Below are 20,345 nucleotides of genomic sequence, written 5' to 3' on the forward strand. Positions count from 1 at the left end.
CTCCTTCGACGTGTCGGCGCGGGGCGGCGCCGCCTCACATTCTGGGGAGCATCGGGAACCTCCGAGGCGTGAATCCTGTTGAACGGGATCGGTTCGGTCCAGCGCCACCCGTATGATCGGCATCATGGTCCGCACAGCCACGCTCGCACCGACGTTGGTCGCTCTGTCTCTGGCATCAGCCGCGCTCGCCGGATGCGCGGCGACGACGACCCCGCCGACGGCGGACCCGTCTCCGAGGCCCTCTGCGAACCAGGGGCAGAGTCCTCGTGCGTCCGAACTTGACGACGAGACGGGGATCCCCGAGGGCTACGTGGACGTCGGCCACGGGACCTACGTTCCTGCGGGCGGCCCCGGATGCGAGACGCCCGCGTACATCCATATCGGCAGCATGAGCGCAGAGGTGACCGGGAAGATCGTGGATCTGGGCGCGCGCGACTTCGCGGCCGGCACCGTGGGCTTCGACGACGCGGGCAACATCGTCTCGTACACCGTCGCGCCCGGTGACGTCGCGACCGTGATCGGAGAGCGGCTCTGCATCTACAACGGGATCTCGCTGGCGCTGCTCAACCACACGCGGGACGTCCATCCCGATCAGGTGCTGCGTCTCGATCCCGACCCTGCGGTCGCGTGGGTCCCGTACTACAACCCGGACGACGCGGGGGAGGGCTTCCAGCAGATCCCCTATCAGGAGGCCATCGAGGCGATGGGCCGTGCCGCCGACGCAGGCAAGGTGGAGACCATGCGCGCCATCTGGACCGACACGCTGAAGGCGATGTTCACCGACCCGGCAGTGATCGATCGCATCCAGAAGGCTCTCGACTCGGGTGACCTGGGGGTCTTGAGCCAGATGTTCTCCTGAAGGTCGACCCGCACCGCGAACGGTCAGGCGACGTCCATCGGGCGGAATCACGACCCGTCCGTGAACCGGCGCCGCGCGCTGTCGCCCACCGGCGTGAAGAAGTTGACGAGGTTGCCGTCCGGGTCTCTCACGAGCAGTGAGCGGTTCCCCCACGGCATGTCGGTCGGCTCGTTGACGAATTCCTCCGTGACCTCCTGCAGGGCGGCGTAGGTCGCATCGACATCGGTGACGAGGAAGTCGAGCATGACGCTGCGATTCGCTCGAGCCTCGGCGACGCCGTCTCCCAGGAGCGGCACGGTCGACGAACTGGCGATCGCGAGCGTGCCCGTCGTCGTGCGGAGCTCGGCGAACATCGGATGAAGCCGCTGAACGGCGATTCCGGTGGCCGATTCGTAGAACGCGACGAGCGCGTCGACGTCGTCGGTGATGATCCGGGTGGCTGCGAGCTGCATGGCTCCTCCTTCGTGTCGTCGAGGTGGCCATCAGCGTGACCACGACATCACCGTACGTCGGATACCGGGCGTGAACTGTCCGGTATATGGACGAAGATGGGTGTCATGGCTGATACCACCGCTCGGGCGCTTCGTGTGCTCGAGCTGCTGCAGTCCGCGCAGCAGCGCACGGTCGCGGAGTTATCGGAACGGCTCGGGGTGGATGAGCGGACCATCCGCAGGGACGCGGCCCGCCTGGTCGATCTGGGTCTGCCCGTCGAGTCGGTTCGCGGGCGCCATGGCGGCTACCGGCTCGCGCCGGGGCATCGGGTCCTCCCGCTCATGTTCACGGCCGAGGAGGCCGTTGCCGTCTATCTCGGGCTCGTGCGGGCGCAGGCGACTGCGCAGCAGCGCGAGATCGCCGCGCAGACGGCTCTGTCCAAGATCAGGCGGGCTCTGCCGACGGTGGATGCGGGGCGGGTCGATGACCTCCTCCGGGTGACGAGCGGCGGATCCGCTCGTGGCGATGCCGATCCCGACCCCGCCGTGTTGCTGACGCTGGCGGAGGCCGTCACGCGCCGGCGCGTGCTCGATCTGCGTTACGTCGACCGCCGGGGTGCCTCGTCTCGGCGCACCGTGCACGCGTATGACCTCGTGACGCACTCGGAGCGGTGGTACGTCGTGGCCCTCGACACAGCCCAGAGGGAGGAGCGCACCTTCAGGGTCGACAGGATCCGATCGGCTCGCCTCCTGCGCGACACCTTCACGGCGCCGCGGCGGCCGGATGCTGAAGGGCGCCTGCTCGACCGGTTCGCCGAAGCGCACTACCGATGGCACGTGGTGCTGCGCATCCGATCGACCGAGGATCGCATCCGAGCCCACCTGCCGCGGACGGTGGCCAGGCTCGACCGGCTGGTCGATGGCGAGGGTGAGGGCGAGAGCGGTGCCGGTGAAGACGGGGCGTCCTGGTATCGGGCCGAGATCCGTGCCGAGAGCCTGGACTGGCTGCCGTCGGTGATCGCTGCGCTCGAGTGCGAGGTGAGGGTCGACGCTCCGCTCGAACTCCGCGACCGCGTGAGAGCGGCGGCGGAGAGGATGCTGCGTGCCGCGGGCGGCGGCGCCCCCGGCGGCGGGGCCCCCGGCGTCTCATGAGCCGAGGGGCGGGCGGGGGCGTGCGGGAGCGGCTGCGCGACCTTGCCAGAGGAACACCAGCAGGTACCCGAGGGCGATGCCGATCGGCTGCAGCGCGAGCAGAAGCGGCGCCGAGATCGCGCCGTTCAGAAAGAGCAGGGCGCTCCCGGCGAGGACGCCATGCATGAGTGCGCCGGAGAGCAGCAGCGGGAGGATCGCGATTCGACGGAACGGGCCGGTATGACCGGTCATCGTCCAGAGCACCCAGACGCTCAGCGGAACGAAGAGCACCGTCGCGGTGAGGAGACCTGGGTCGTACTCGCGCGTGACGATCGCCGGGACGATGTGCACGATCGCATTGATCGCGATCACGCCCCACAGGGTGAACCCGACGAGCCGCCGACCGGCGAAGAGCGCCGCGAGCGGCGCCGCGATCCACACGAGCGGGAGGTTCACGAGCAGGTAGAAGGCGGTGGGCAAGGTGCAGCTCGGATACGGCGGCTGCCCGAGGGTCGTGCACAGAGAATCCGGGAAGGCGTGCAGGGCTCCGGTGGCGGAGATCCCGTATTCCTCGACGTTGTGCACCATGTAGGTCGCCACCGCGAGGAACGAGAGCCACCGGGTGTCTCGCCACCGCGAGTGCCCGGTCTCGGCGCGCAGCAGATCGGTGCCGAAGAGCAGCAGGAGCAGGATGGCAGCGAAGCCCGCTCCGATCCACGGCCATGCGTAGTCAAACCAGCCGAACACGCTCACATGATAGGGGCGACCGCGATCACGATCGCTGATCGGACGTCCCATCCTGCGTGTCGCCGTCGGCCAGCTCGGGCAGGCCGGCGGCCCGGCGCCGCGCCACGATGTAATCGATGAGGGGCCCGGGATTCTCCGTACTGGATCGGATGTTGCGGAAGGTGTTCGCCCAGCGTCGATCCCACGTCCAGCCGTCGGAGAGCACGTGGCCGCGCGCTTCCATGGCGATGGTGGCGTCGTAGTCCGCGAAAGCGCCGAGCCGTTCGGCATCCGTGTCCGCGATGAGAGTGCGGCCCTCGTCGTCGAAGGTGATGTCGATCCCCATCCACCGCTTGGCGGCGCGGATCCGGCGGGCTCGCGCGACCGATTCGCCGCCAGAGCGCTTCCTCATCACGTCGCCTCCTCGTCGGGTGTCGCATCCGAGGACTCGCTGCGCGGTGCCGGAGTCGAGGCGAGGCGGTCGATGTGAGACGCGGCCCAGGTCGCCACCATTCGCTCCGGGGTGGCGTGGTAGAGCTCCGCCAGGGCGTCGAGCTGCCGCGCCCTGGCGGCATCGAGTTCGATCGTCAGCTTCTTCGAACCGGGTGCAGCGGCCACGTCCGGATTCTACCCAGCCGGTCCGACGCCGGGGCCGGCTACGGGTTGCGACGAGCGGTGCCGTTGCCGCGTCGGCCGCGCAGAGCCGCACGATGCGTCGCGTTACGCTGGAGGGGACCCCTGAACACTCGTGAGGAGCCGCGCCCAGCCATGACCGACACTCAGATCTTCGAGCCCGAGGGCCGTGCCATCCCCTTCGTCGATGAGGGCGACGGCCCCGTCAAGCTGGTCCTCGTGCAAGAGAGGGGTCTTGCGGCCGACGTGCTCGGTGTCGTCGCTCACTACCTCGCGGAGGAAGCGGGCTTCCACGTACTCCGCATCGGCCACCGCGCCGACGGCGAAGCCACCGTCGACGAGGCCGTGGAGGACGTGCTGGCCGTGATCGACCAGGTCGGCATCGGCGACACGTGGATCGGCGGCCACGGTTTCGGCGGCACCGTCGCACGGGCTTTCGCCGCGGCGCACCCGGATCGTGCCGACGGGCTGCTGACCCTCGGCGTCGAAGACGTCGACGTCCCCGTCGCTCCGGCGATTCCGGTGCTGATCATCCAGGGCACCGACGACACGGTCACCCCGGCGGAGAACGCTGAGCGTCTGCGCGCGAGCGTGCCCGACCGGGCGAGCATCAAGACGATCGCGGGCGACCATCTGTTCCCGATGACCCACCCCATCGAGACGGCCGTCGTCATCGAGGAGTACCTCGACTGGGACTGAGGCGCCGCATCGCGCCGTCGGGCGACCAGTAGCATCCCCTTCATGACCTCACCGTCGGCACGGCTGTTCGTGCGGCTTCGTGCCGCGCTCTCGATCGTCGCGGGCGCGGTGGCGGGCGTTCTCGTCGCTCCGTATCTCGGCATCACCGCGGCCATCCTGTCTGGGTGGGGCGTGTTCGCGCTCGTGAACGTGGTGTGGGTGCTCCCGCTCATCTGGCGCATGGACGCCGCGTCCACGCGCGCTCACGCCACCCTCGAGGCGCCAGCCCGCCAGGTCGCGCGCCTGATCTCCATCATCGGCAGCATCGTCAGCCTCGGCGCGGTGCTCGTCGTCATCATCCAGGCTCAGCAGGCGCCCGGCGTCGAGGAGTATCTGCTGGCAGGGGTGGCTGTGCTGAGCGTGGCGTCGTCGTGGGCGCTCATCCACACGGAGTACGTGCTGCGCTACGCCCGCATGTACTACACGGAACCCATCGGGGGCATCGACTTCAACCAGCGGGAGGACCCGGAGTACACCGACTTCGTGTACTTCTCCGTGGGCCTCGGCATGACATATCAGGTGTCCGACACCGCCGTCACCCGCAACGAGTTCCGCCGCGTCGTGATCGCCCAGACGGTGCTGGGCTACCTGTTCGGCACGGTCATCCTGGCGTCGATCATCAACCTCGTCGTCGGCCTCGGCTGAACCGTTCACGCGCCCCAGACCGCCCTCGCGCCCGCCTCGCCGACGAGCACCACCATGACGGTGCTTCCCGCGGCGGTGATGACGGCGGCGACGGCGATGACCGCACGGGCGGCGCGACTCGGCGTCCGATCGGAGCGGTGCGTCACCCACTGCACTGCGGCGACGACGAACATCCCGAGGACCCAGGGCCACAGCAGACGCCCGAGCGCGGCATGGCGCTCGACGGCGGGGATCGGCCCGAGTCCGCTCGCGAGCGCATCTCCCGCGAGCATCGTCACGGGAAGGAGGGCGAGCACGATCAGCGCGGCGAGGGGCGTCACCAGCCCCAGCCGGCGTCGGGCGGCAGGAACGAGCGCGCCGAGCACGAGCGCGAGGGCCGTCAGCGGGATGAGCACGACCACGGCGTGCACGAGCAGCGGATGCAGCGGGAGACCCGCGATCTCGAAGAGGTCCATACTCGAGACACGGATGCGGAGCGCCCAGGGTTCAGCTGAACCCGCCACTGTCCTGTCTCGTGTCATCGAGGGAGGTGTCGGATGCCACGCGATGATGCCGCGCGCCTCGGGGCGCTGTACGACGCGCATGCCGGTCCGGTGTGGCGCTACGTCGTGCACTTGACCGGGATCGCGCGGGTGCCGACGACGTCGTGCAGGAGACGCTGCTGCGCGCATGGCGGACGCCGCGGATCCTCGCAGAGGACCCGGAGAAGACCAGGGCGTGGATGTACACGGTCGCGCGGCACCTCGTGGTCGATGAGGCCCGCAGCGCGCGGCGACGAGGGGAGATCCCGGTCGGCGAGCCGCCGGAGTCGGCTGTGCGGGATGCGACGGACGCCATCCTCGACGCCCTGCTCATCGAGGATGCGCTGGCGGCGCTGTCCGACGCGCACAGGGAGGTGGTCGTCCGGGCGTACTACCAAGGGGGCACGGTGTCGGAGATCGCGCATGAGCTCGGAGTGCCGGAGGGAACGGTGAAATCGAGGCTGCACTACGGACTCAGGGCGCTCCGATTGGGATTGCAGGAAAGGGGCATGACGCGATGAACGAGCACGAACGGGTCGCGGAATGGGGCCTACGTGCTGGATTCGCTCGGCGCGGGCGATCGTGCACGGTTCGAGGCGCATCTCGCGGACTGCGAGCGGTGCCGCTCGGCGATCGCCGAGATCGCGCCCCTGCTCGGGCTGATGTCGCGCGTGGAGCCGGAACGGGCGCGCCGGCTCATCGCGCCGTCTGCGGAGGGCCCTGGCGACGACGGCCCGGAGCCCGGCCACCGGAATCGGGTCGTCTCCATGGCGCGGGCGAGAGGGAGGCGGCGTCGTCGTCGTGTCGTGGCTGCAGTGGCGGCCGCGGCGGCCATCGCGGTCGCCGTGTTCATCGTGCCGGCGGTGATCGACAGGGTGGATGACGGCCGTCGTTCCGTCGTCGCGCTCGAGCCGCTCGCCGATCTGCCGCTCACGGCGGAGGTCGAGCTGGCGGACGTCGCGTGGGGGACCCGCGTCGACCGATCCGACATCACGGCCGTCGAGATCCGCGCGGTCGGGTCGGGACAGGTGCTCATGCGGAGCGCCCCGCGCGTCACCGGTGGTTGAACTCTCAGCGCCCCCGTGTCGTGTTCCCCACGTCCGCACCGCGCGGGCGACAGAGGAGGTCACATGATGTTCGGAGATGTGAGCAAGACCGCACCGGTGGCAGTGCTGCTCGCCCTGCTCGCCCTCTCGGGGTGCTCGTCGACAGGCGACGCGGGCGGCCGAGGAGGGGATGGTGCGTACGGGCAGTCCCCTGCCCCCGCGTCAGGCTCGCCATCGCCCGACGGCGGATCGATGGACGGCTCCGCCAGCCTCGGCGTCGCCGATTCCGACGGCGACAAGCAGATCACCCTCAACGGATGGCCCCTGTACTACTTCGCGGGTGACGAGAAGGCCGGCGACGTGAAGGGGCAGGGCGTCAACGGCGTGTGGTGGGTGCTCACGCCCGCCGGTGAACGACACGCCGACTGATCGGTCGAACGACGCCGCAACGCGCGGATGCCGCGGCCCGCAGGCCACGGCATCCGGTGATCCGGCTCACAGCCGTCGGGCCGGCGACCCGGCTCAGACCGGCTGCGGCAGGACGGAGAACGAGACGGCGCCCGCCTCGTCCACTCCCGCGTCGAGGATCTTGTCGTCGAGGACGGCCGACGCGGCCTCGTCCATGAAGAGGCGTGTCCCCGACACTTCGACCACCTGATCGAGCGGTTCGGGATGCTCCGCGACCAGCACGGCGAGGCGCTGTTCGCCCCGTGCGGGGTCGGTCTCCGCAGAGTGGATGCGCAGCCCGGCGTCCGCCGTGTCGCTCTGGCGGCTCACGAGGGTCGTCACGATGGCGGTGGCGTTGTCGGTGAGGGTGAGCACGAGAGTCTCTCCTTCCGGGTGGGGTCATGTCGCGGTTGCGGCACGTCGGGCCACGATTCCACACGAGGAGATGTCCTCAACCCCCTTGCGCCCGCGGGGCCGAGCGTGTCACGGTTCGCGCCCGGGCTGCCGGATGCGTCACCCGAGCGGAGCGCCGGTCCGCACCCGAGCGGAGCCTGTCAAGCCCCTGCGCGCCGTGGCGCACGCGCTCTAGCGTGCAGGCAGGAGGTTTCCATGGCTGAGAACACGAAGTCCACCAGGAAGAGCACGAGCACCCGCGCGGCGAAGACCACCCGTCAGCAGAACTCCGAGTCCGGATTCACGGCCTCGGCGAAGCTGGGCGAGGCGCTGCAGGCAGTGCTCGTCGATCTGCTCGAGCTGGCCATCCAGGGCAAGCAGGCGCACTGGAACGTCGTCGGGCGCAACTTCCGCGACACGCACCGGCAGCTCGACGAGATCATCGAAGACGCCAGGGCGTTCAGCGACACGGTCGCCGAGCGCATGCGCGCGCTGCACGTCGTGCCCGATGGACGCAGCAGCACCGTCTCCTCGACGACCTCGCTGCCGCAGTTCCCGACCGGTGAGGTGTCGACCGATGAGACCATCGATCTCATCACCGAGCGCCTCGAGGCAGCAGTCAAGACCATGCGAGACGTGCACGACGGCGTCGACGAGGAGGACCCGACATCGGCGGACGTCCTGCACGCCATCATCGAGCGCCTCGAGCAGTTCGCCTGGATGGTGAGCGCCGAGAACCGCTCGCCTGCGGGGCGCTGACCCCGAGCGCTTCCGCGAGGCCGTCGGGCCGTCAGGCTCCCTGACGCTCCGTCGGCCTCGTCACGTCTGGCCGGGGTGCGAGCCGGAGCGGAGTCCGCGCGGATCGTGGCGCACGTCATCCGCTGCGGTCGTCGAACGCAGCCGCCGGGGGAGGAGCATCCAGAAGGCGACCACGGCGAGCAGCGCCGCGACGAGGGCGATCACGCCGGCGACACGGTCGACGGTGAAGTCCACGATCAGCGCGGTGACTCCGATCGTCAGGGCCCCGATCACGAACAGGTCGGCCTTGACGATGCGCCCGGCGATGCGCACGAGTTCGGGCTTGCGTCGTCGACCGAAGAGCGCGCGGTGCATCCCAACAGGCGTGAGCGACAGCACGGTCGCGACCGCGGCGAGACCGACGAGCACGATGTACAGGGTGCGCTGCAGATCGTCGAGGTCGGTGAAACGGGGTTGGAAGGCGAGCGCGAGCAGAAAACCGGTGAGGATCTGAGTGCCCGTCTGCATCACGCGCAGTTCCTGCATGAGTTCGTCCCAGTTCCGATCGGCGCGCTCGTTCGGGGTCTCGTCACGCCCGTCGTCCCGGTCGTCAGCGATGTCGTCGGCCATCATGTCTCCCAGTGTCACGGGGCGGAACCGCCGCGTCCAGGGGCTTGCCCTCGGCGCCTCTCCGATGCTCGTCCGTGCGGATTCCGCACTCGGCGCCCGCACGGCGCCACCGGCCTGGCGCAGGCGTACCATCGAAGGATGACTGAAACCGAGTCGAAGACCAGCGCCGCCGAGGGCGTGGAGCCGCTGCAGCCGGTTCCGGGTCTCCTCACCGTGCTGGGTGCGGACGCCGGGGGTCTCTGCAGCGGAGGCGTCTGCCAGTTCCCGGCGTCCTCCGAGAAGAAGGCCGAGTAGGGCGGACGCCTCCGCCGGCGGTCAGTGCGCGCCGCTATGCGGAGCCGCTGTTGGGTCGTCGGTCGGCTTGCGGATGAAGAACGCGCCGGCCACCGTGACGGTCGCGATGACCGCGCCGATGAGGAACGCGACCTGCGACCCAGCGGCCACGGCTGCGGGCACCTCCGCTCCGCCGTGCGCGTTGACGATCACCGTGAACACCGCGACCATGACGGCGATGCCGGCTGCGCCCGCGACCTGCTGCACGGTGCCGATGACCGCGCTGCCGTACGAGTAGAACTTCGGGGTGAGCGAGGCCAGCGAGGCGGTGAAGAGCGGGGTGAACGACAGGGCGAGCCCCACGGACAGCAGGACCTGCGCGACCAAGACCACCCAGAACGGCGTGTTCACGTCGAGGGTCGTGTAGAACCACAGGGTGCCGGCCGCGAGGATCGCGCCGGGGATGAGGAGTACGCGCGTGCCGTGCTTGTCGTAGATGCGCCCGATCACCGGACCGAGCAGACCCATGGCGAGCGCACCGGGCAGGACGACGAGTCCCGCCCTGTCCGTCGGCAGCATCAGCGCCTTCTGCAGATACAGAGGGACGATCGTGATGCTGCCGAAGAAGGCGAGGGAGAGCAGGAACATCTGCGCCATCGAGAGCGAGAAGCCGAGCGACGTGAACACCCGCAGGTCGAGCAGTGCGTCGTCCTTGCGCTGGAGCACGACCTGGCGCCACAGGAACACGGCGAGGCCGATCACTCCGACGACCAGGGCGATCACGAGCGGTCCTGGGTTCGCACCGCCCTCGGCCAGGGAGCCGATCTGGCTGAGGCCGTAGACGATGCCGCCGAAGCCGAGCGCGGACAGCACGATCGACAGCACGTCGAGCGGAGCCTCCGTGGTCTCGCCGACGTTCGTGAGCCAGCGCCATCCGACGAACATCGCCGCGAGCGCGATCGGCAGCACGACCACGAAGATCGAACGCCAGCCGAAGTGGTCGAGAAGGAAGCCCGACATCGTCGGGCCGATCGAGGGCGCGAGCGACATGACGATGCTCACACGGCCCATCATGCGACCGCGCGACTCGTTCGGCACGAGGCTCATCATGGTGGTCATGAGCAGCGGCATCATCATGGCGGTGCCGCCGGCCTGCACGACGCGCGCGACGAGGAGGACCTCGAATCCCGGGGCGAACGCAGCGAGCAGCGTTCCGACGGAGAAGAGCGTGAGCGCGGCGAGGAAGACCTGCCTGGTCGTGAAGCGTCGCAGCAGGAAGCCCGTCGTGGGGATGACGACGGCCATCGTGAGCATGAACGCGCTCGTCACCCACTGTGCGGCGACGGGCGTGATTCCGAGGTCGTCGATGAGGTGCGGGATCGCCATCCCCATCGTCGTCTCGTTGAGGATCGCGACGAACGCCGCGGTGAGCAGAACCCAGATCACCCGCATGTCCTTGCGGGGGATGAGACCTGTGGCGGGGGTCGTCGTGATCGAGCCGGTATCGACGGCAGACATGCGGCCTCCTGAGGCGTCGGTGCGAGAGAGAAGTGTGCGAGTGCACGAGAGCGTTACAGCGTAACCGCACGCACAGACATTTCATTCCGAATTCTCAGGATCGATTTCCACACCCGCTCGTGCCCCCGTGTCTGAGCCTCTGGGTACGCTGGCCTGATGAGCATGGGCGGTCGACCCGGCGGCGGATTCCGGGGAGTGGACGAAGCGGCGCAGCGCCGTCTGAACGCCGCGGCCCCGCGCATCGTCGGTCTCGGGGCACGGGTGGTCGAGCTGTTCCGCCCCTATCGAGGCCGCATCCTCCTCACCGCCGTGCTCGTGGTCGCCGGCGCCGGCATCGCGGTGGTCCCTCCGCTGATCGTGCAGCGCATCTTCGACCACGCGCTGTTCCCGCTTTCGGGCGGCGGTCCGCACCTCGACCTCCTCGTGACGCTCGTGCTCGCGATGGTGGGGCTGTTCCTTCTGTCCGCCGTGCTCGGCGTGGCGCAGACCTGGCTCACCTCGACCGTCGGCAACAGCGTCACGGGAGATCTGCGGGTGCGGCTGTTCGAGCACCTGCAGGCGATGGAGCTGGGCTTCTTCACCCGCACCAAGACGGGCGTGATCCAGTCGCGGCTGCAGAACGACGTCGGCGGCGTCTCGGGCGTGCTCACGAACACCGTCACGAGCATCCTCGGCAACGCGGTCACGGTCGTGGCCTCGCTCGTGGCCATGATCCTCATCGATGTGCGGCTCACGCTGATCGCGGTCGTGCTCATGCCGTTCCTCGTGCTCGTGCAGCGTCGGGTCGGTCAGGTGCGGGCGCGCATCGCGGGAGAGACCCAGGAGTCGCTCTCCGAACTCACCTCGATCACGCAGGAGACGCTGAGCGTGTCCGGCATGCTGCTGTCGAAGTCGTTCAACAGGCAGCGGACGGAGTCGGCGCGGTACCAGGCGGAGAACCGCAACCAGGTGAAGCTCCAGGTGCGTCGCGCCATGAGCGGTCAGGGCTTCTTCGCCGTGGTGCAGGTCATCATGTCGAGCGTGCCGGCCGTGATCTACCTCGTCTCGGGCTACCTCATCGTCGGCGGCACCGGGGCCATCACCGCGGGGACGATCGTCGCCTTCACCACCGTGCAGGCCCGTCTGCTCATGCCGCTCATGGGGCTCATGCGGGTGTCGCTCGATCTGCAGACGTCGTCCGCGCTGTTCGCGCGCATCTTCGAGTACCTCGACCTGGTCCCGGAGATCACCGACGCGCCCGATGCGATCACCGTCGACGAGGCGCCGGGTCCACGAGGACGCATCGAGTTCCGCGACGTCGTGTTCCGGTATCCGGATGCCGCTCCCGACGCACGCGCGACGCTGCAGGGCGTGTCGTTCGTCGCCGAGCCGGGCCAGAACGTCGCGTTCGTCGGTCCGTCCGGCGCGGGGAAGACGACGGTGCTGTACCTCGCGCCGCGGCTCTACGAGGCGCACGGCGGCACGGTGCTTTTCGCGGGAGCCGACGTGCGCACCCTGACGCAGGAGTCGATCATCGACCAGGTGGGGATCGTGTCGCAGGAGACGTACCTGTTCCACGCATCCATCCGAGAGAACCTGCTCTACGCCAAGCCGGGAGCGACCGACGACGAGCTCGTGGCCGCATGCACCGCTGCCAACATCCACCACATCATCGCCGGCTTCGAGAAGGGCTACGACACGATCGTCGGCGAGCGCGGCTATCGGCTCTCCGGCGGGGAGAAGCAGCGCATCGCGATCGCCAGGGTTCTGCTCAAGGATCCGCCGGTGCTGCTGCTCGACGAAGCGACGTCCGCGCTCGACACGGTGTCGGAGCGGGTCGTGCAGGACGCGCTTGACGAGGCGTCTCGGGGTCGCACCACGCTGACCATCGCGCATCGCCTCTCGACGGTGATGAGCGCCGACATGATCCACGTGATCGACGCGGGGCGCATCATCGAGTCCGGCACGCACGAGCAGCTGCTCGAGAGAGGCGGGCTGTACGCCGAGCTGGCAGCCCAGCAGGTCGCGGCATCGCGCGTGCTGCGCACGGAGACCGTCGTCGACGCGGTCACGCCCGGCGTCCCCGCGCACCCGGAACGGCGGGCGGACCGCGCACCGGAGTGACGGCGTTCCGGCGTCAGTGCACGGAGAGGCCCCCGTCGACGAACAGGGAGTGGCCCGTCACGTACGAGGAGCCGGGGCCGGCGAGGAACACGGCGGCCCCGGCGAAGTCCTCGGGGAGTCCGTTCCGTCCGATCATGGTGCGTGCCGCGAGCGCGGAGATCTGCGCTGGGTCATCCTGAAGACGAGCATTCAGCGGGGTGAGCACGAAGCCGGGAACGAGGGTGTTGCTGGTGACGCCGGTTCCGCCCCACGCCTCAGCCTCCGAGCGCATGAGCGACTCGACGGCGCCCTTCGATACGCCGTAGATCCCGCTGGAGACGAATGCACGGTGCGCCTGCTGCGAGCTGATATGGATCAGTCGTCCGTAACCGCGTGCAGCCATGCCGGGCGCGAACCGCTGCCCGAGCAGGAACGGAGCGAGCGCGTTCACCGTCATCGTCGCGTCCCAGTCCTCCGCGGTGATCTCGGTGATCGGCGGGCGCATGTTGATGCCGGCCGAGTTCACGAGGACGTCGGGCTCGCCGTAGGGCACGACGGCGGCTTCCGCGGCAGCGAGGATACCAGCGCGCGTGCTCAGATCACCCACGACGCCCGCCGCGCGGCATCCGGCGTCCGTGAGCTCGGCAACCGTGCGTTCGATGCGCTCGGCGCCGCGCGCGACGATGACGACGGCAGCGCCTGCGCGCGCCAGAGCTGTCGCGATGCCCCGGCCGATCCCGGAGCTGCCCCCGGTGACCACGGCGGTGCGTCCGGTGAGGGAGAAGAGGCTGTCGAGGTAGGCGTTCATGAGGCTCCGGATCGGGCGGCGGGCTCACCGTCTCGGGTGGCGCACCGGTTGAGGGCGCTGACTCACCAGCTGAGCGCGGCGGCGAAGTCGGGGTCGGGGCGGGCGTCGGCGAAGGCGGGCAGGGCGCGCAGCTCGTCGAGGAACACCTCGACTTCGCGGGCGTATGCCGGGTCGGGATGCTCCTCGGCGATCGCGAGGAGAGGAGGGACGTCCATGGCGAGGATGAGCTCGATGCGCGCTGTGACAGCACTGCGCGCGCCCGCGTCGTCGAGAACCCGGATGCCGCCGCGCAGCGCGGCGAGGTAGTCGCGCAGCACGGGCAGATGCGCCTTGCCCTGAGTGATGGAACTGCCGTCGGCGCGCACACGCCAGCGCACCACAGCGTCGGGGATGACGTCGAACGCCGTGGCCCTCGTGTACATCTGCTGCGCCACGATCTGGTCCTCGTAGGCCACGCCCTCGGGGAACGTCAGCCCGTGCGCGTCCCAGAACGCCGTGCGGCTGAGCTTCGACCATGCCACGATGTTCGCCGAGGCGCGCGGATGCTCGAAGATCGTGGTGGCGTGCCGCTCCGGGGAGGTCGCCGCCGCCACCCAGGGCTGGATCCGGCCGGACGCGTATCCCGATCCATCGAAGCGCGAGCGCACGTAGGCCGCAGCGACGAAATCGCTGCCCGTGGCGTCGAGCGTGCCCATCATCCGCTCGAGCGCGTGCGGCGAGAGCTCGTCGTCCCCATCGAGGAAGCCGAGGTACGGCGTGTCCACGAGAGCGAGTCCGGCGTTGCGTGCGGCGCCGAGGCCGCAAGAGTCGGGCAGCCGCACGACGTGGAACCGGGCATCGTCGGCGGCTGCCGACGCGAAGATGTCGCCGGTGCGGTCGGTGGAGCCGTCGTCGATGAGGAGCGCCCGCCAGCGCCTCGCGGTCTGCGCCACGAGCGAGTCCAGCGCGGCGGGGACGAAAGCGGCGATGTCGCGGCCGGGCACGATCATCGTCACGAGCGGGGCGGGTGTCACCCGCAGAGTCTAGTGCGGGGCGAGATGCGGCCGGCGTTCCGTGACACCGCAGACGTGCGCGGGGTCAGCGCGACACGGCACGGACGGCGGCGGCGACGAGCATGGCCAGCTGCGCGGGGGCGTCATCGGGCAGATGCTCCCGCCCGAACGTGAACCGCACCGACGTCTGCGCCACCGCGGGCTCGATGCCGCACGCCAGCAGCACATGCGAGGGTTCGTCGCTGCCCGCCGCGCACGCCGAACCGCTGGAGGAGATCACGCCGCGACGCTCGAGCTCCAGGAGGACCGCTTCTCCGCTCGTGCCCTCGAAGGTGAAGCTCGCCGTGCCGGGAAGGCGATCGACCGGATCTCCCGTGAGCGCCGCCTGCGGCAGAGCGGCGAGAACGCCGTGGATGAACCTGCCGGTGGCGGCGGCGACCCGCGCGGCCACCTGCTCGCGTTCCCGTGCGGCGAGGTCGAGCGCGGTGGCGAGGCCCACCGCCCCGGCGACGTTCTCGGTCCCCGAGCGCCGTCCGCGCTCCTGGCCTCCGCCGTGGAGCAACGGCTCGAGGGGGATGCGTCCACGCACCGCGAGAGCGCCGATGCCCTTGGGAGCGCCGAGTTTGTGCCCCGCGATCGCGATCGCGTCGGCACCCGTGGCGTCGAGCGGCAGCCAGGCCGCGGATTGCACGGCATCGAGATGCAGGAGAGCACCGTGCCGGTGGGCCGTTTCGGACAGCGCAGCGGCGTTCTGCACCGTGCCGATCTCATTGTTGGCGTGGCCGACCGACACCAGGGCCGTCGGCTCGCGCAGCGACTCGTCGAGTGCCTCGGGGGTGATGCGCCCGCGCCCGTCCACGCCGATGACCGAGACGTCGACACCGTGAAGACGTCGCAGGTACGCGGCGGACTCGATGATCGATTCGTGCTCGATGGGCGAGACCGCCAGGCGCCTGCTGTGCGCCGCGAGGAGGATGCCCTTGACGGCGAGGTTGTTGGCCTCGGTGCCGCCACCGGTGAAGATCACGTCTCCCGTGCGCATGCCGAGCGCGCGCGCGACCCTCGCCCTCGCGTCGTCCAGTGCCCTCGCGGCCGCCTCGCCGACCGTGTGGTGGCTCGACGGGTTTCCGAAGACCCCGGTGAGGAACGGCGCCATGGCGTCGAGCACCTCGGGGCGCACGGGAGACGTGGCGGCGTGGTCGAGGTAGAGCATGACCGCTCAGTCGATCCGCACGTCGAGACCGAGGTCGAGCGCCCGCGCCGAGTGCGTGAGAGCGCCCACGGAGATGACGTCGACTCCCGTGGATGCGATCGCGCGCACGGTGGTGAGGTCGACGCCGCCCGATGCCTCGGTCTGCGCTCTCCCGTCGATGAGCGCCACTCCCGCGCGCAGGTCATCGATCGAGAAGTTGTCGAGGAGCACCGTGTGCGCTCCGCCGTCGAGCACCGCCGGGATCTGATCGAGCCGGTCCACTTCGACGACCACGTGTGTGGTGTGGGGCAGGTGGGAGAGCGCCTCGCGGAGAGCGCGCGCGAGATCTCGGCCGTCGCGCTGCAGCACCGCGAGGTGGTTGTCCTTCGCCATGACGGCGTCCGACAGCGACTGGCGATGGTTGCGCCCGCCGCCGCATGCCACGGCGTGGCGTTCGAACGCGCGAAGCCCGGGGGTGGTCTTGCGCGTGTCGGCGATGCGAGCGCCGGTGCCGTCGACCGCCTGCACGTACTGCGCCGTGAGGGTGGCGATCCCGCTCATGCGCTGGGTGAAGTTCAGCCCGACCCGTTCGGCCGTGAGGACGCCGCGCGCCGGACCCGTGACGGTGGCGAGCACGTCTCCCTCGCTGAAGCGGTCGCCGTCGCCGACGTGCACGTCGACCTGCACGGCGGCATCCGTGAGCGTGAAGGCGGCGGCGAACACCTCACCGCCGCTGAAGACCCCGTCCTCCCGGGCGACGAGGTCGGCGGTCGCCGTGGCGTCCTCCGGCAGCAGAGCGGTGCTCGTGAGGTCGCCCCACGGGGCGTCCTCATCGAGCGCGGCGGCGACGGTGCGGGTGATGAGGCGAGGAGTGAGCATCAGACGGTCTCCAGGTGGGGGATCTCGAGGAAGTGCGCGCCGACCGATGCCGGACGTGCGAGGGCGGCGGATGCCGTCGCCTCGGCGAGCAGCAGCAAGTTGGCGTCTTCGTGGTCGGCTGCGGACGCGCCGGCCGGCGGCGACACGGAACGCCAGGCACGGAACACGGCCAGAGCCCTGCGCAGTCCGTGTCGCGTGCGCAGCAGCCCGACCTCCTCCCACATCAGGCGCTGCAGGGCTGAACGTGAGAACGGCGGCGCCGTCGCGGCGGCGTCGGAGTCGCCGTCGTCGTGCATGATCGGCCCAGGTCCGCCGTGGACGGATGCCGCGTCCAGGGCCGTCCACGGTGCGCGAAGGGCCGCGGCTGCTCGTGCTCCGAAGACCGCTCCCTCGAGCAGCGAGTTCGATGCCAGGCGGTTCGCGCCATGCACTCCGGTGCGCGCGGTCTCGCCGACGGCGAAGAGCCAGGGGATCGTGGTCCTCCCGTCGAGGTCGGTACAGACCCCTCCCATGAGGTAGTGAGCGGCTGGCGTGATCGGCAGGGCCTCCTCGGCCCAGTCGTGGCCGCGTTCGCGCGTCACGCGGTCGATGGTCGGGAACCTCCGGGCGAGGCGCTCGGCCCCGAGCATCGTGGCGTCCAGACGTACGGGGGCGCCCTGTGCACCGGCGGTGCGGGCGATGGCGCGCGACACCACGTCACGGGGTGCGAGTTCGCCGTCGGGGTGGAAGTCGAACGCGAACCGGCGTCCGGTGTCGTCGATGAGCGTCGCGCCTTCGCCGCGAACGGCTTCGGAGATGAGGAACGGCGCCCCCGTCGCCAGCACCGTCGGGTGGAACTGCATGAACTCCAGGTCCGCCGCGGCTGCGCCGGCACGCAGCGCCGCGGCGATGCCGTCGCCGGTGATGCCGGCGGGATCGGTGGTGTGCGCGTACAGATGACCGGCGCCACCCGTCGCCAGGATCACGGCATCGGCGTCGCGATCTCTCGTCACGCCCGCCTCGAGCGATCGGATGCCCCTCACTGCGTGATCGGCGACGATGTCGAGAAGGAAGGCGTGTTCGACGACGTCGATGCCGGCGCGGCGCACGCCTGCGACGAGGGCGTGACGGATCGCCGCGCCCGTGGCGTCTCCGCCCGCGTGCACGATCCGGGCGTGGCTGTGAGCGGCCTCGCGACCGCGCAGCAGACGGCCGTGCGGATCGCGGTCGAAGCCGACGCCGCGAGCGGCGAGTTCCGCGATCCGTGCGGGAGCCTCGCGCACCAGCATCTCTACGGCGGCCGGATCGCAGAGCCCGGCGCCCGCGCTCAGGGTATCGGCGGCGTGCCGTGCCGCGGAATCACCCGGTCCGTACTCGCCGGCCACGCCGCCCTGCGCAAGCGCGGTGCTGCCGTCGCCGAGCTCGCCCTTCGTGACGACGGTCACGCGGTGGCCGGCCTCGTGGGCGTGCAGCGCCGCGGTCAGGCCCGCGATCCCCGAGCCGACGACGACGACGTTCATCGCGCGGCGGCCTGGGCCGGCGGCTTCGCGGCGAGCATCCGCTGCAACGCGACGCGTGCCGGTTCCGCGACGTCGGCGGGCACGGTGATGCGGTTCGGCGTTCGGCCGGCCACGAGCTCCTCGAGCACCCAGGCGAGGTAGCCGGGATGGATGCGGTACATCGTCGAGCACGGACAGACCACAGGGTCGAGGCAGAAGATCTCGTGCTGCGGATACTGGGCGGCGAGGCGGCGGACGAGATTGATCTCGGTGCCGACCGCGAACGTCGTCGGCTCGGTGGCGGCCTCGATGGCCTTGCGGATGTAGTCCGTCGATCCCGCCTCGTCGGCCGCGTCGACCACGTCCATCGGGCATTCCGGGTGCACGATGACCCGTACCCCCGGGTGCTGCGCACGGGCCTGCTCGATCTGCGCGACCGTGAACCGGCGGTGGACCGAGCAGAAGCCGTGCCACAGGATGACCTGCGCGGCCGTGAGCTCGTCGGCCGTGGACCCGCCGAGCGGACGGCGCGGGTTCCACATCGGCATCCGGTCGAGGGGCACTCCCATGGCTTTGGCGGTGTTGCGGCCGAGGTGCTGGTCGGGGAAGAACAGCACGCGGCGACCGCGTTCGAACGCCCACTCCAGCACGGTCCGCGCGTTGGACGAGGTGCAGACGATGCCGCCGTGGCGGCCCACGAAGCCCTTGATCGCCGCCGAGGAGTTCATGTAGGTGACCGGGATCACGGGGACCCGCCCGTCGGCGTCCTCCTCGTCGAGGTCGCCGAGCACGTCGGTGAGCTGCTCCCAGCACTCCTCGACCTGGTCGATGTCGGCCATGTCGGCCATGGAGCATCCGGCCGCGAGGTTCGGCAGGATCACGGCCTGTTCGGACGTGGAGAGCAGGTCGGCCGTCTCGGCCATGAAGTGCACTCCGCAGAACACGATGGCCTCGGCATCCGTTCGCGTCGTAGCGGCCGTGGCGAGCTGGAAGGAATCGCCGACGTAGTCTGCGTGCCGCACGACCTCTTCGCGCTGGTAGAAGTGTCCGAGCACGACGACCCGATCGCCCAGCGTCGCCTTCGCGGCGCGGATGCGCTCGTCGAGCTCCTGCTCGCCCGCCTCGCGGTACTCCGCGGGGAGCTCGCCCTGGCGCGGCGCTCCCACCGGGATCACATCCCCCATCGACGAGCCGGGGCCGTAGCCGGGGCGCGAGTCGAAGTCCCACGGCCCGACGGCGAGGTCGGTGCTGCAGGTCGCGTCGGCGGAGGCTCCGCGCACGATGGCCTGGAGGTGGTGATCGACCGAGGGGTCGAGGCGGCCGAGGGGGAGGGAGGCGGTGCTCATCGGATGCTCGTTTCTTCGGGTCGGAGCGGGCCGGTGTCGGCCAGCGCCACGTCGGTGTTGTAGCGGTAGAGGCGGGCGGGGCGGGGGTTCCCCGTGCGGAATCGGTCGGTGGGGATGAGGCTTCCGGAGGCGTCGACCTGACGGCGGAAGTTGGCGGGGTCCAGGCTTCTGCCGAGGATGGCCTCGTACGCCTCCCGCAGGTCCGCAAGGGTGAACTCCGCAGGCAGGAAGCCGTGGGCGACGCGGCTGTACCCGACCTTGTTGCGCAGTCTCCACAGGGCGTAGTCGATGATGTGGGAGTGGTCGAAGGCGAGCTGCGGCAGCTCGCCGACGTCGAACCAGCGCACGTTCTCGGGCGCGCGCCCGGATGCGCGGTGTGCGGCGCTCTGCGCGTCGACGTCGTCCTGCCGCAGCAGTGCCCAGTACACGATCGACACGACGCGGGTGGGGGAGCGGTCGACCGCACCGAAGGCGTAGAGCTGCTCGAGGTAGCTGGGGGCGAGGCCGGTGGTTTCGGCGAGTGTGCGCGCTGCCGCGTCGACAGGCGACTCGGTGTCGGTGAGCCATCCACCGGGGAGCGCCCACTGCCCGGCGAAGGGCTCCCTCGTGCGCAGGACGAGGGGGAGGGTGAGCACGGCACTGCCGCTCTCGGTGCGTCGCAGCGTGAGGATCACGGTCGACACCGCCACGCGGATGCTTTGAGTCATCTGTACCTTAACCTCCGAGGTCGATCTTAATGTCATCGGGACTCTTAGGCGAGTCCATGACGTCATACAGCGCCGAGTCCGAAACGTTATCTCCGCGGCGCCCGGGGGGTTGTCCTGGCATATCGGGTTTGT

25 protein-coding genes are annotated in these 20,345 nt (G+C 70.1%); 10 read left to right on the top strand and 15 right to left on the bottom strand.

What is annotated here, in order from left to right; translation table 11 throughout:
• Positions 1 to 124: 124 nt before the first annotated feature.
• Positions 125 to 859, top strand: coding sequence for a hypothetical protein (locus AB663_RS09270; RefSeq protein WP_157540993.1), 735 nt, complete (start codon positions 125 to 127; stop codon positions 857 to 859).
• Positions 860 to 906: 47 nt separating this feature from the next.
• Here the strand turns inward: AB663_RS09270 and AB663_RS09275 are convergent, their stop codons facing one another.
• A complete protein-coding gene (locus tag AB663_RS09275) occupies positions 907 to 1,311 on the bottom strand; it encodes a VOC family protein (protein ID WP_067198221.1) in 405 nt (134 codons plus the stop codon).
• Positions 1,312 to 1,416: 105 nt separating this feature from the next.
• On the opposite strand from AB663_RS09275, the gene AB663_RS09280 reads away from it, so the two are divergent.
• Complete coding sequence (locus tag AB663_RS09280; RefSeq protein ID WP_067198223.1) at positions 1,417 to 2,442, top strand: helix-turn-helix transcriptional regulator; 1,026 nt, start codon at positions 1,417 to 1,419, stop codon at positions 2,440 to 2,442.
• Here AB663_RS09280 and AB663_RS09285 read toward each other — a convergent pair.
• Genes AB663_RS09285 through AB663_RS09295 form a run of 3 tightly spaced genes read right to left on the bottom strand, consistent with a single transcriptional unit; the run spans position 2,437 to position 3,765 of the window.
• Positions 2,437 to 3,168, bottom strand: a complete 732-nt coding sequence (locus AB663_RS09285) for an HXXEE domain-containing protein (RefSeq protein ID WP_198147849.1) — start codon at positions 3,166 to 3,168, stop codon at positions 2,437 to 2,439. The genes AB663_RS09280 and AB663_RS09285 overlap by 6 nt on opposite strands.
• Before the next feature lie 25 nt (positions 3,169 to 3,193).
• The gene (locus AB663_RS17165) at positions 3,194 to 3,559 is read right to left on the bottom strand and encodes a hypothetical protein (RefSeq protein WP_067198228.1); all 366 of its coding nucleotides are present in this window, start codon (positions 3,557 to 3,559) and stop codon (positions 3,194 to 3,196) included.
• Positions 3,559 to 3,765, bottom strand: a complete 207-nt coding sequence (locus AB663_RS09295; protein WP_067198230.1) for a hypothetical protein — start codon at positions 3,763 to 3,765, stop codon at positions 3,559 to 3,561. Before AB663_RS09295 ends, AB663_RS17165 begins: the two co-directional genes overlap by 1 nt.
• Positions 3,766 to 3,822: 57 nt before the next feature.
• On the opposite strand from AB663_RS09295, the gene AB663_RS09300 reads away from it, so the two are divergent.
• Both AB663_RS09300 and AB663_RS09305 read left to right on the top strand, forming a co-directional pair.
• Complete coding sequence (locus AB663_RS09300; RefSeq protein ID WP_335338554.1) at positions 3,823 to 4,479, top strand: alpha/beta fold hydrolase; 657 nt, start codon at positions 3,823 to 3,825, stop codon at positions 4,477 to 4,479.
• Positions 4,480 to 4,521: 42 nt separating this feature from the next.
• Positions 4,522 to 5,163: a DUF1345 domain-containing protein gene (locus AB663_RS09305; RefSeq protein WP_067198235.1), complete on the top strand. Its 642-nt coding sequence runs from the start codon at positions 4,522 to 4,524 to the stop codon at positions 5,161 to 5,163.
• A gap of 5 nt (positions 5,164 to 5,168) precedes the next feature.
• Here AB663_RS09305 and AB663_RS09310 read toward each other — a convergent pair whose 3' ends face one another.
• The gene (locus AB663_RS09310; protein ID WP_067198238.1) at positions 5,169 to 5,618 is read right to left on the bottom strand and encodes a DUF2231 domain-containing protein; all 450 of its coding nucleotides are present in this window, start codon (positions 5,616 to 5,618) and stop codon (positions 5,169 to 5,171) included.
• Positions 5,619 to 5,758: 140 nt separating this feature from the next.
• Here AB663_RS09310 and AB663_RS09315 point away from each other — a divergent pair, with 140 nt between their 5' ends.
• The 3 genes from AB663_RS09315 (at position 5,759) to AB663_RS09325 (ending at position 7,159) form a co-directional block, all read left to right on the top strand.
• Positions 5,759 to 6,205, top strand: coding sequence for a sigma-70 family RNA polymerase sigma factor (locus tag AB663_RS09315; RefSeq protein ID WP_067198240.1), 447 nt, complete (start codon positions 5,759 to 5,761; stop codon positions 6,203 to 6,205).
• 33 nt (positions 6,206 to 6,238) lie between these two features.
• Positions 6,239 to 6,751, top strand: a complete 513-nt coding sequence (locus AB663_RS09320; protein ID WP_067198242.1) for a zf-HC2 domain-containing protein — start codon at positions 6,239 to 6,241, stop codon at positions 6,749 to 6,751.
• A 63-nt stretch (positions 6,752 to 6,814) separates the two neighbouring features.
• Positions 6,815 to 7,159, top strand: coding sequence for a COG4315 family predicted lipoprotein (locus tag AB663_RS09325; protein WP_067198245.1), 345 nt, complete (start codon positions 6,815 to 6,817; stop codon positions 7,157 to 7,159).
• A gap of 93 nt (positions 7,160 to 7,252) precedes the next feature.
• Here the strand turns inward: AB663_RS09325 and AB663_RS09330 are convergent, their stop codons facing one another.
• Positions 7,253 to 7,552 (bottom strand): Fe-S cluster assembly protein HesB, encoded by a 300-nt coding sequence (locus tag AB663_RS09330; RefSeq protein WP_067198247.1) that lies wholly within the window; start codon positions 7,550 to 7,552, stop codon positions 7,253 to 7,255.
• Positions 7,553 to 7,786: 234 nt separating this feature from the next.
• Here AB663_RS09330 and AB663_RS09335 point away from each other — a divergent pair, with 234 nt between their 5' ends.
• A complete protein-coding gene (locus tag AB663_RS09335) occupies positions 7,787 to 8,329 on the top strand; it encodes a Dps family protein (protein ID WP_067198249.1) in 543 nt (180 codons plus the stop codon).
• Between the two features lie 60 nt (positions 8,330 to 8,389).
• Here AB663_RS09335 and AB663_RS09340 read toward each other — a convergent pair whose 3' ends face one another.
• Positions 8,390 to 8,941, bottom strand: coding sequence for a DUF6328 family protein (locus tag AB663_RS09340; protein WP_067198251.1), 552 nt, complete (start codon positions 8,939 to 8,941; stop codon positions 8,390 to 8,392).
• A gap of 135 nt (positions 8,942 to 9,076) precedes the next feature.
• Between AB663_RS09340 and AB663_RS17170 the strand changes: the two genes are divergently transcribed.
• A complete protein-coding gene (locus tag AB663_RS17170) occupies positions 9,077 to 9,232 on the top strand; it encodes a hypothetical protein (protein ID WP_157540997.1) in 156 nt (51 codons plus the stop codon).
• A 21-nt stretch (positions 9,233 to 9,253) separates the two neighbouring features.
• On the opposite strand, the gene AB663_RS09345 is transcribed toward AB663_RS17170, so the two are convergent.
• Entirely contained in the window at positions 9,254 to 10,729 is a 1,476-nt protein-coding gene (locus AB663_RS09345; protein ID WP_067198254.1) for an MDR family MFS transporter, read from the bottom strand.
• 162 nt (positions 10,730 to 10,891) lie between these two features.
• Between AB663_RS09345 and AB663_RS09350 the strand changes: the two genes are divergently transcribed.
• Positions 10,892 to 12,832: an ABC transporter ATP-binding protein gene (locus AB663_RS09350; protein ID WP_067198255.1), complete on the top strand. Its 1,941-nt coding sequence runs from the start codon at positions 10,892 to 10,894 to the stop codon at positions 12,830 to 12,832.
• A 13-nt stretch (positions 12,833 to 12,845) separates the two neighbouring features.
• On the opposite strand, the gene AB663_RS09355 is transcribed toward AB663_RS09350, so the two are convergent.
• The 7 genes from AB663_RS09355 to AB663_RS09385 form a co-directional block, all read right to left on the bottom strand.
• Positions 12,846 to 13,619, bottom strand: a complete 774-nt coding sequence (locus AB663_RS09355) for an SDR family NAD(P)-dependent oxidoreductase (RefSeq protein WP_067198257.1) — start codon at positions 13,617 to 13,619, stop codon at positions 12,846 to 12,848.
• Between the two features lie 62 nt (positions 13,620 to 13,681).
• Positions 13,682 to 14,632 (bottom strand): glycosyltransferase family 2 protein, encoded by a 951-nt coding sequence (locus tag AB663_RS09360; protein ID WP_232304514.1) that lies wholly within the window; start codon positions 14,630 to 14,632, stop codon positions 13,682 to 13,684.
• A 64-nt stretch (positions 14,633 to 14,696) separates the two neighbouring features.
• The gene (locus AB663_RS09365; protein WP_067198259.1) at positions 14,697 to 15,824 is read right to left on the bottom strand and encodes a cysteine desulfurase family protein; all 1,128 of its coding nucleotides are present in this window, start codon (positions 15,822 to 15,824) and stop codon (positions 14,697 to 14,699) included.
• Positions 15,825 to 15,830: 6 nt separating this feature from the next.
• On the bottom strand, positions 15,831 to 16,682 hold the full coding sequence (gene nadC / locus AB663_RS09370; RefSeq protein ID WP_067198261.1) for a carboxylating nicotinate-nucleotide diphosphorylase: 852 nt from the start codon (positions 16,680 to 16,682) through the stop codon (positions 15,831 to 15,833).
• Positions 16,682 to 18,181: an L-aspartate oxidase gene (gene nadB, locus AB663_RS09375; protein WP_067198263.1), complete on the bottom strand. Its 1,500-nt coding sequence runs from the start codon at positions 18,179 to 18,181 to the stop codon at positions 16,682 to 16,684. The genes nadC and nadB overlap by 1 nt, the downstream gene beginning before the upstream one ends.
• On the bottom strand, positions 18,178 to 19,506 hold the full coding sequence (nadA, locus tag AB663_RS09380) for a quinolinate synthase NadA (protein WP_067198265.1): 1,329 nt from the start codon (positions 19,504 to 19,506) through the stop codon (positions 18,178 to 18,180). The genes nadB and nadA overlap by 4 nt, the downstream gene beginning before the upstream one ends.
• On the bottom strand, positions 19,503 to 20,213 hold the full coding sequence (locus tag AB663_RS09385; protein ID WP_067198268.1) for an NUDIX hydrolase: 711 nt from the start codon (positions 20,211 to 20,213) through the stop codon (positions 19,503 to 19,505). The genes nadA and AB663_RS09385 overlap by 4 nt, the downstream gene beginning before the upstream one ends.
• Positions 20,214 to 20,345: the final 132 nt, after the last annotated feature.

The sequence above is a fragment of the Microbacterium sp. XT11 genome (genome assembly GCF_001513675.1).
Taxonomy (GTDB): Bacteria; Actinomycetota; Actinomycetes; order Actinomycetales; family Microbacteriaceae; genus Microbacterium.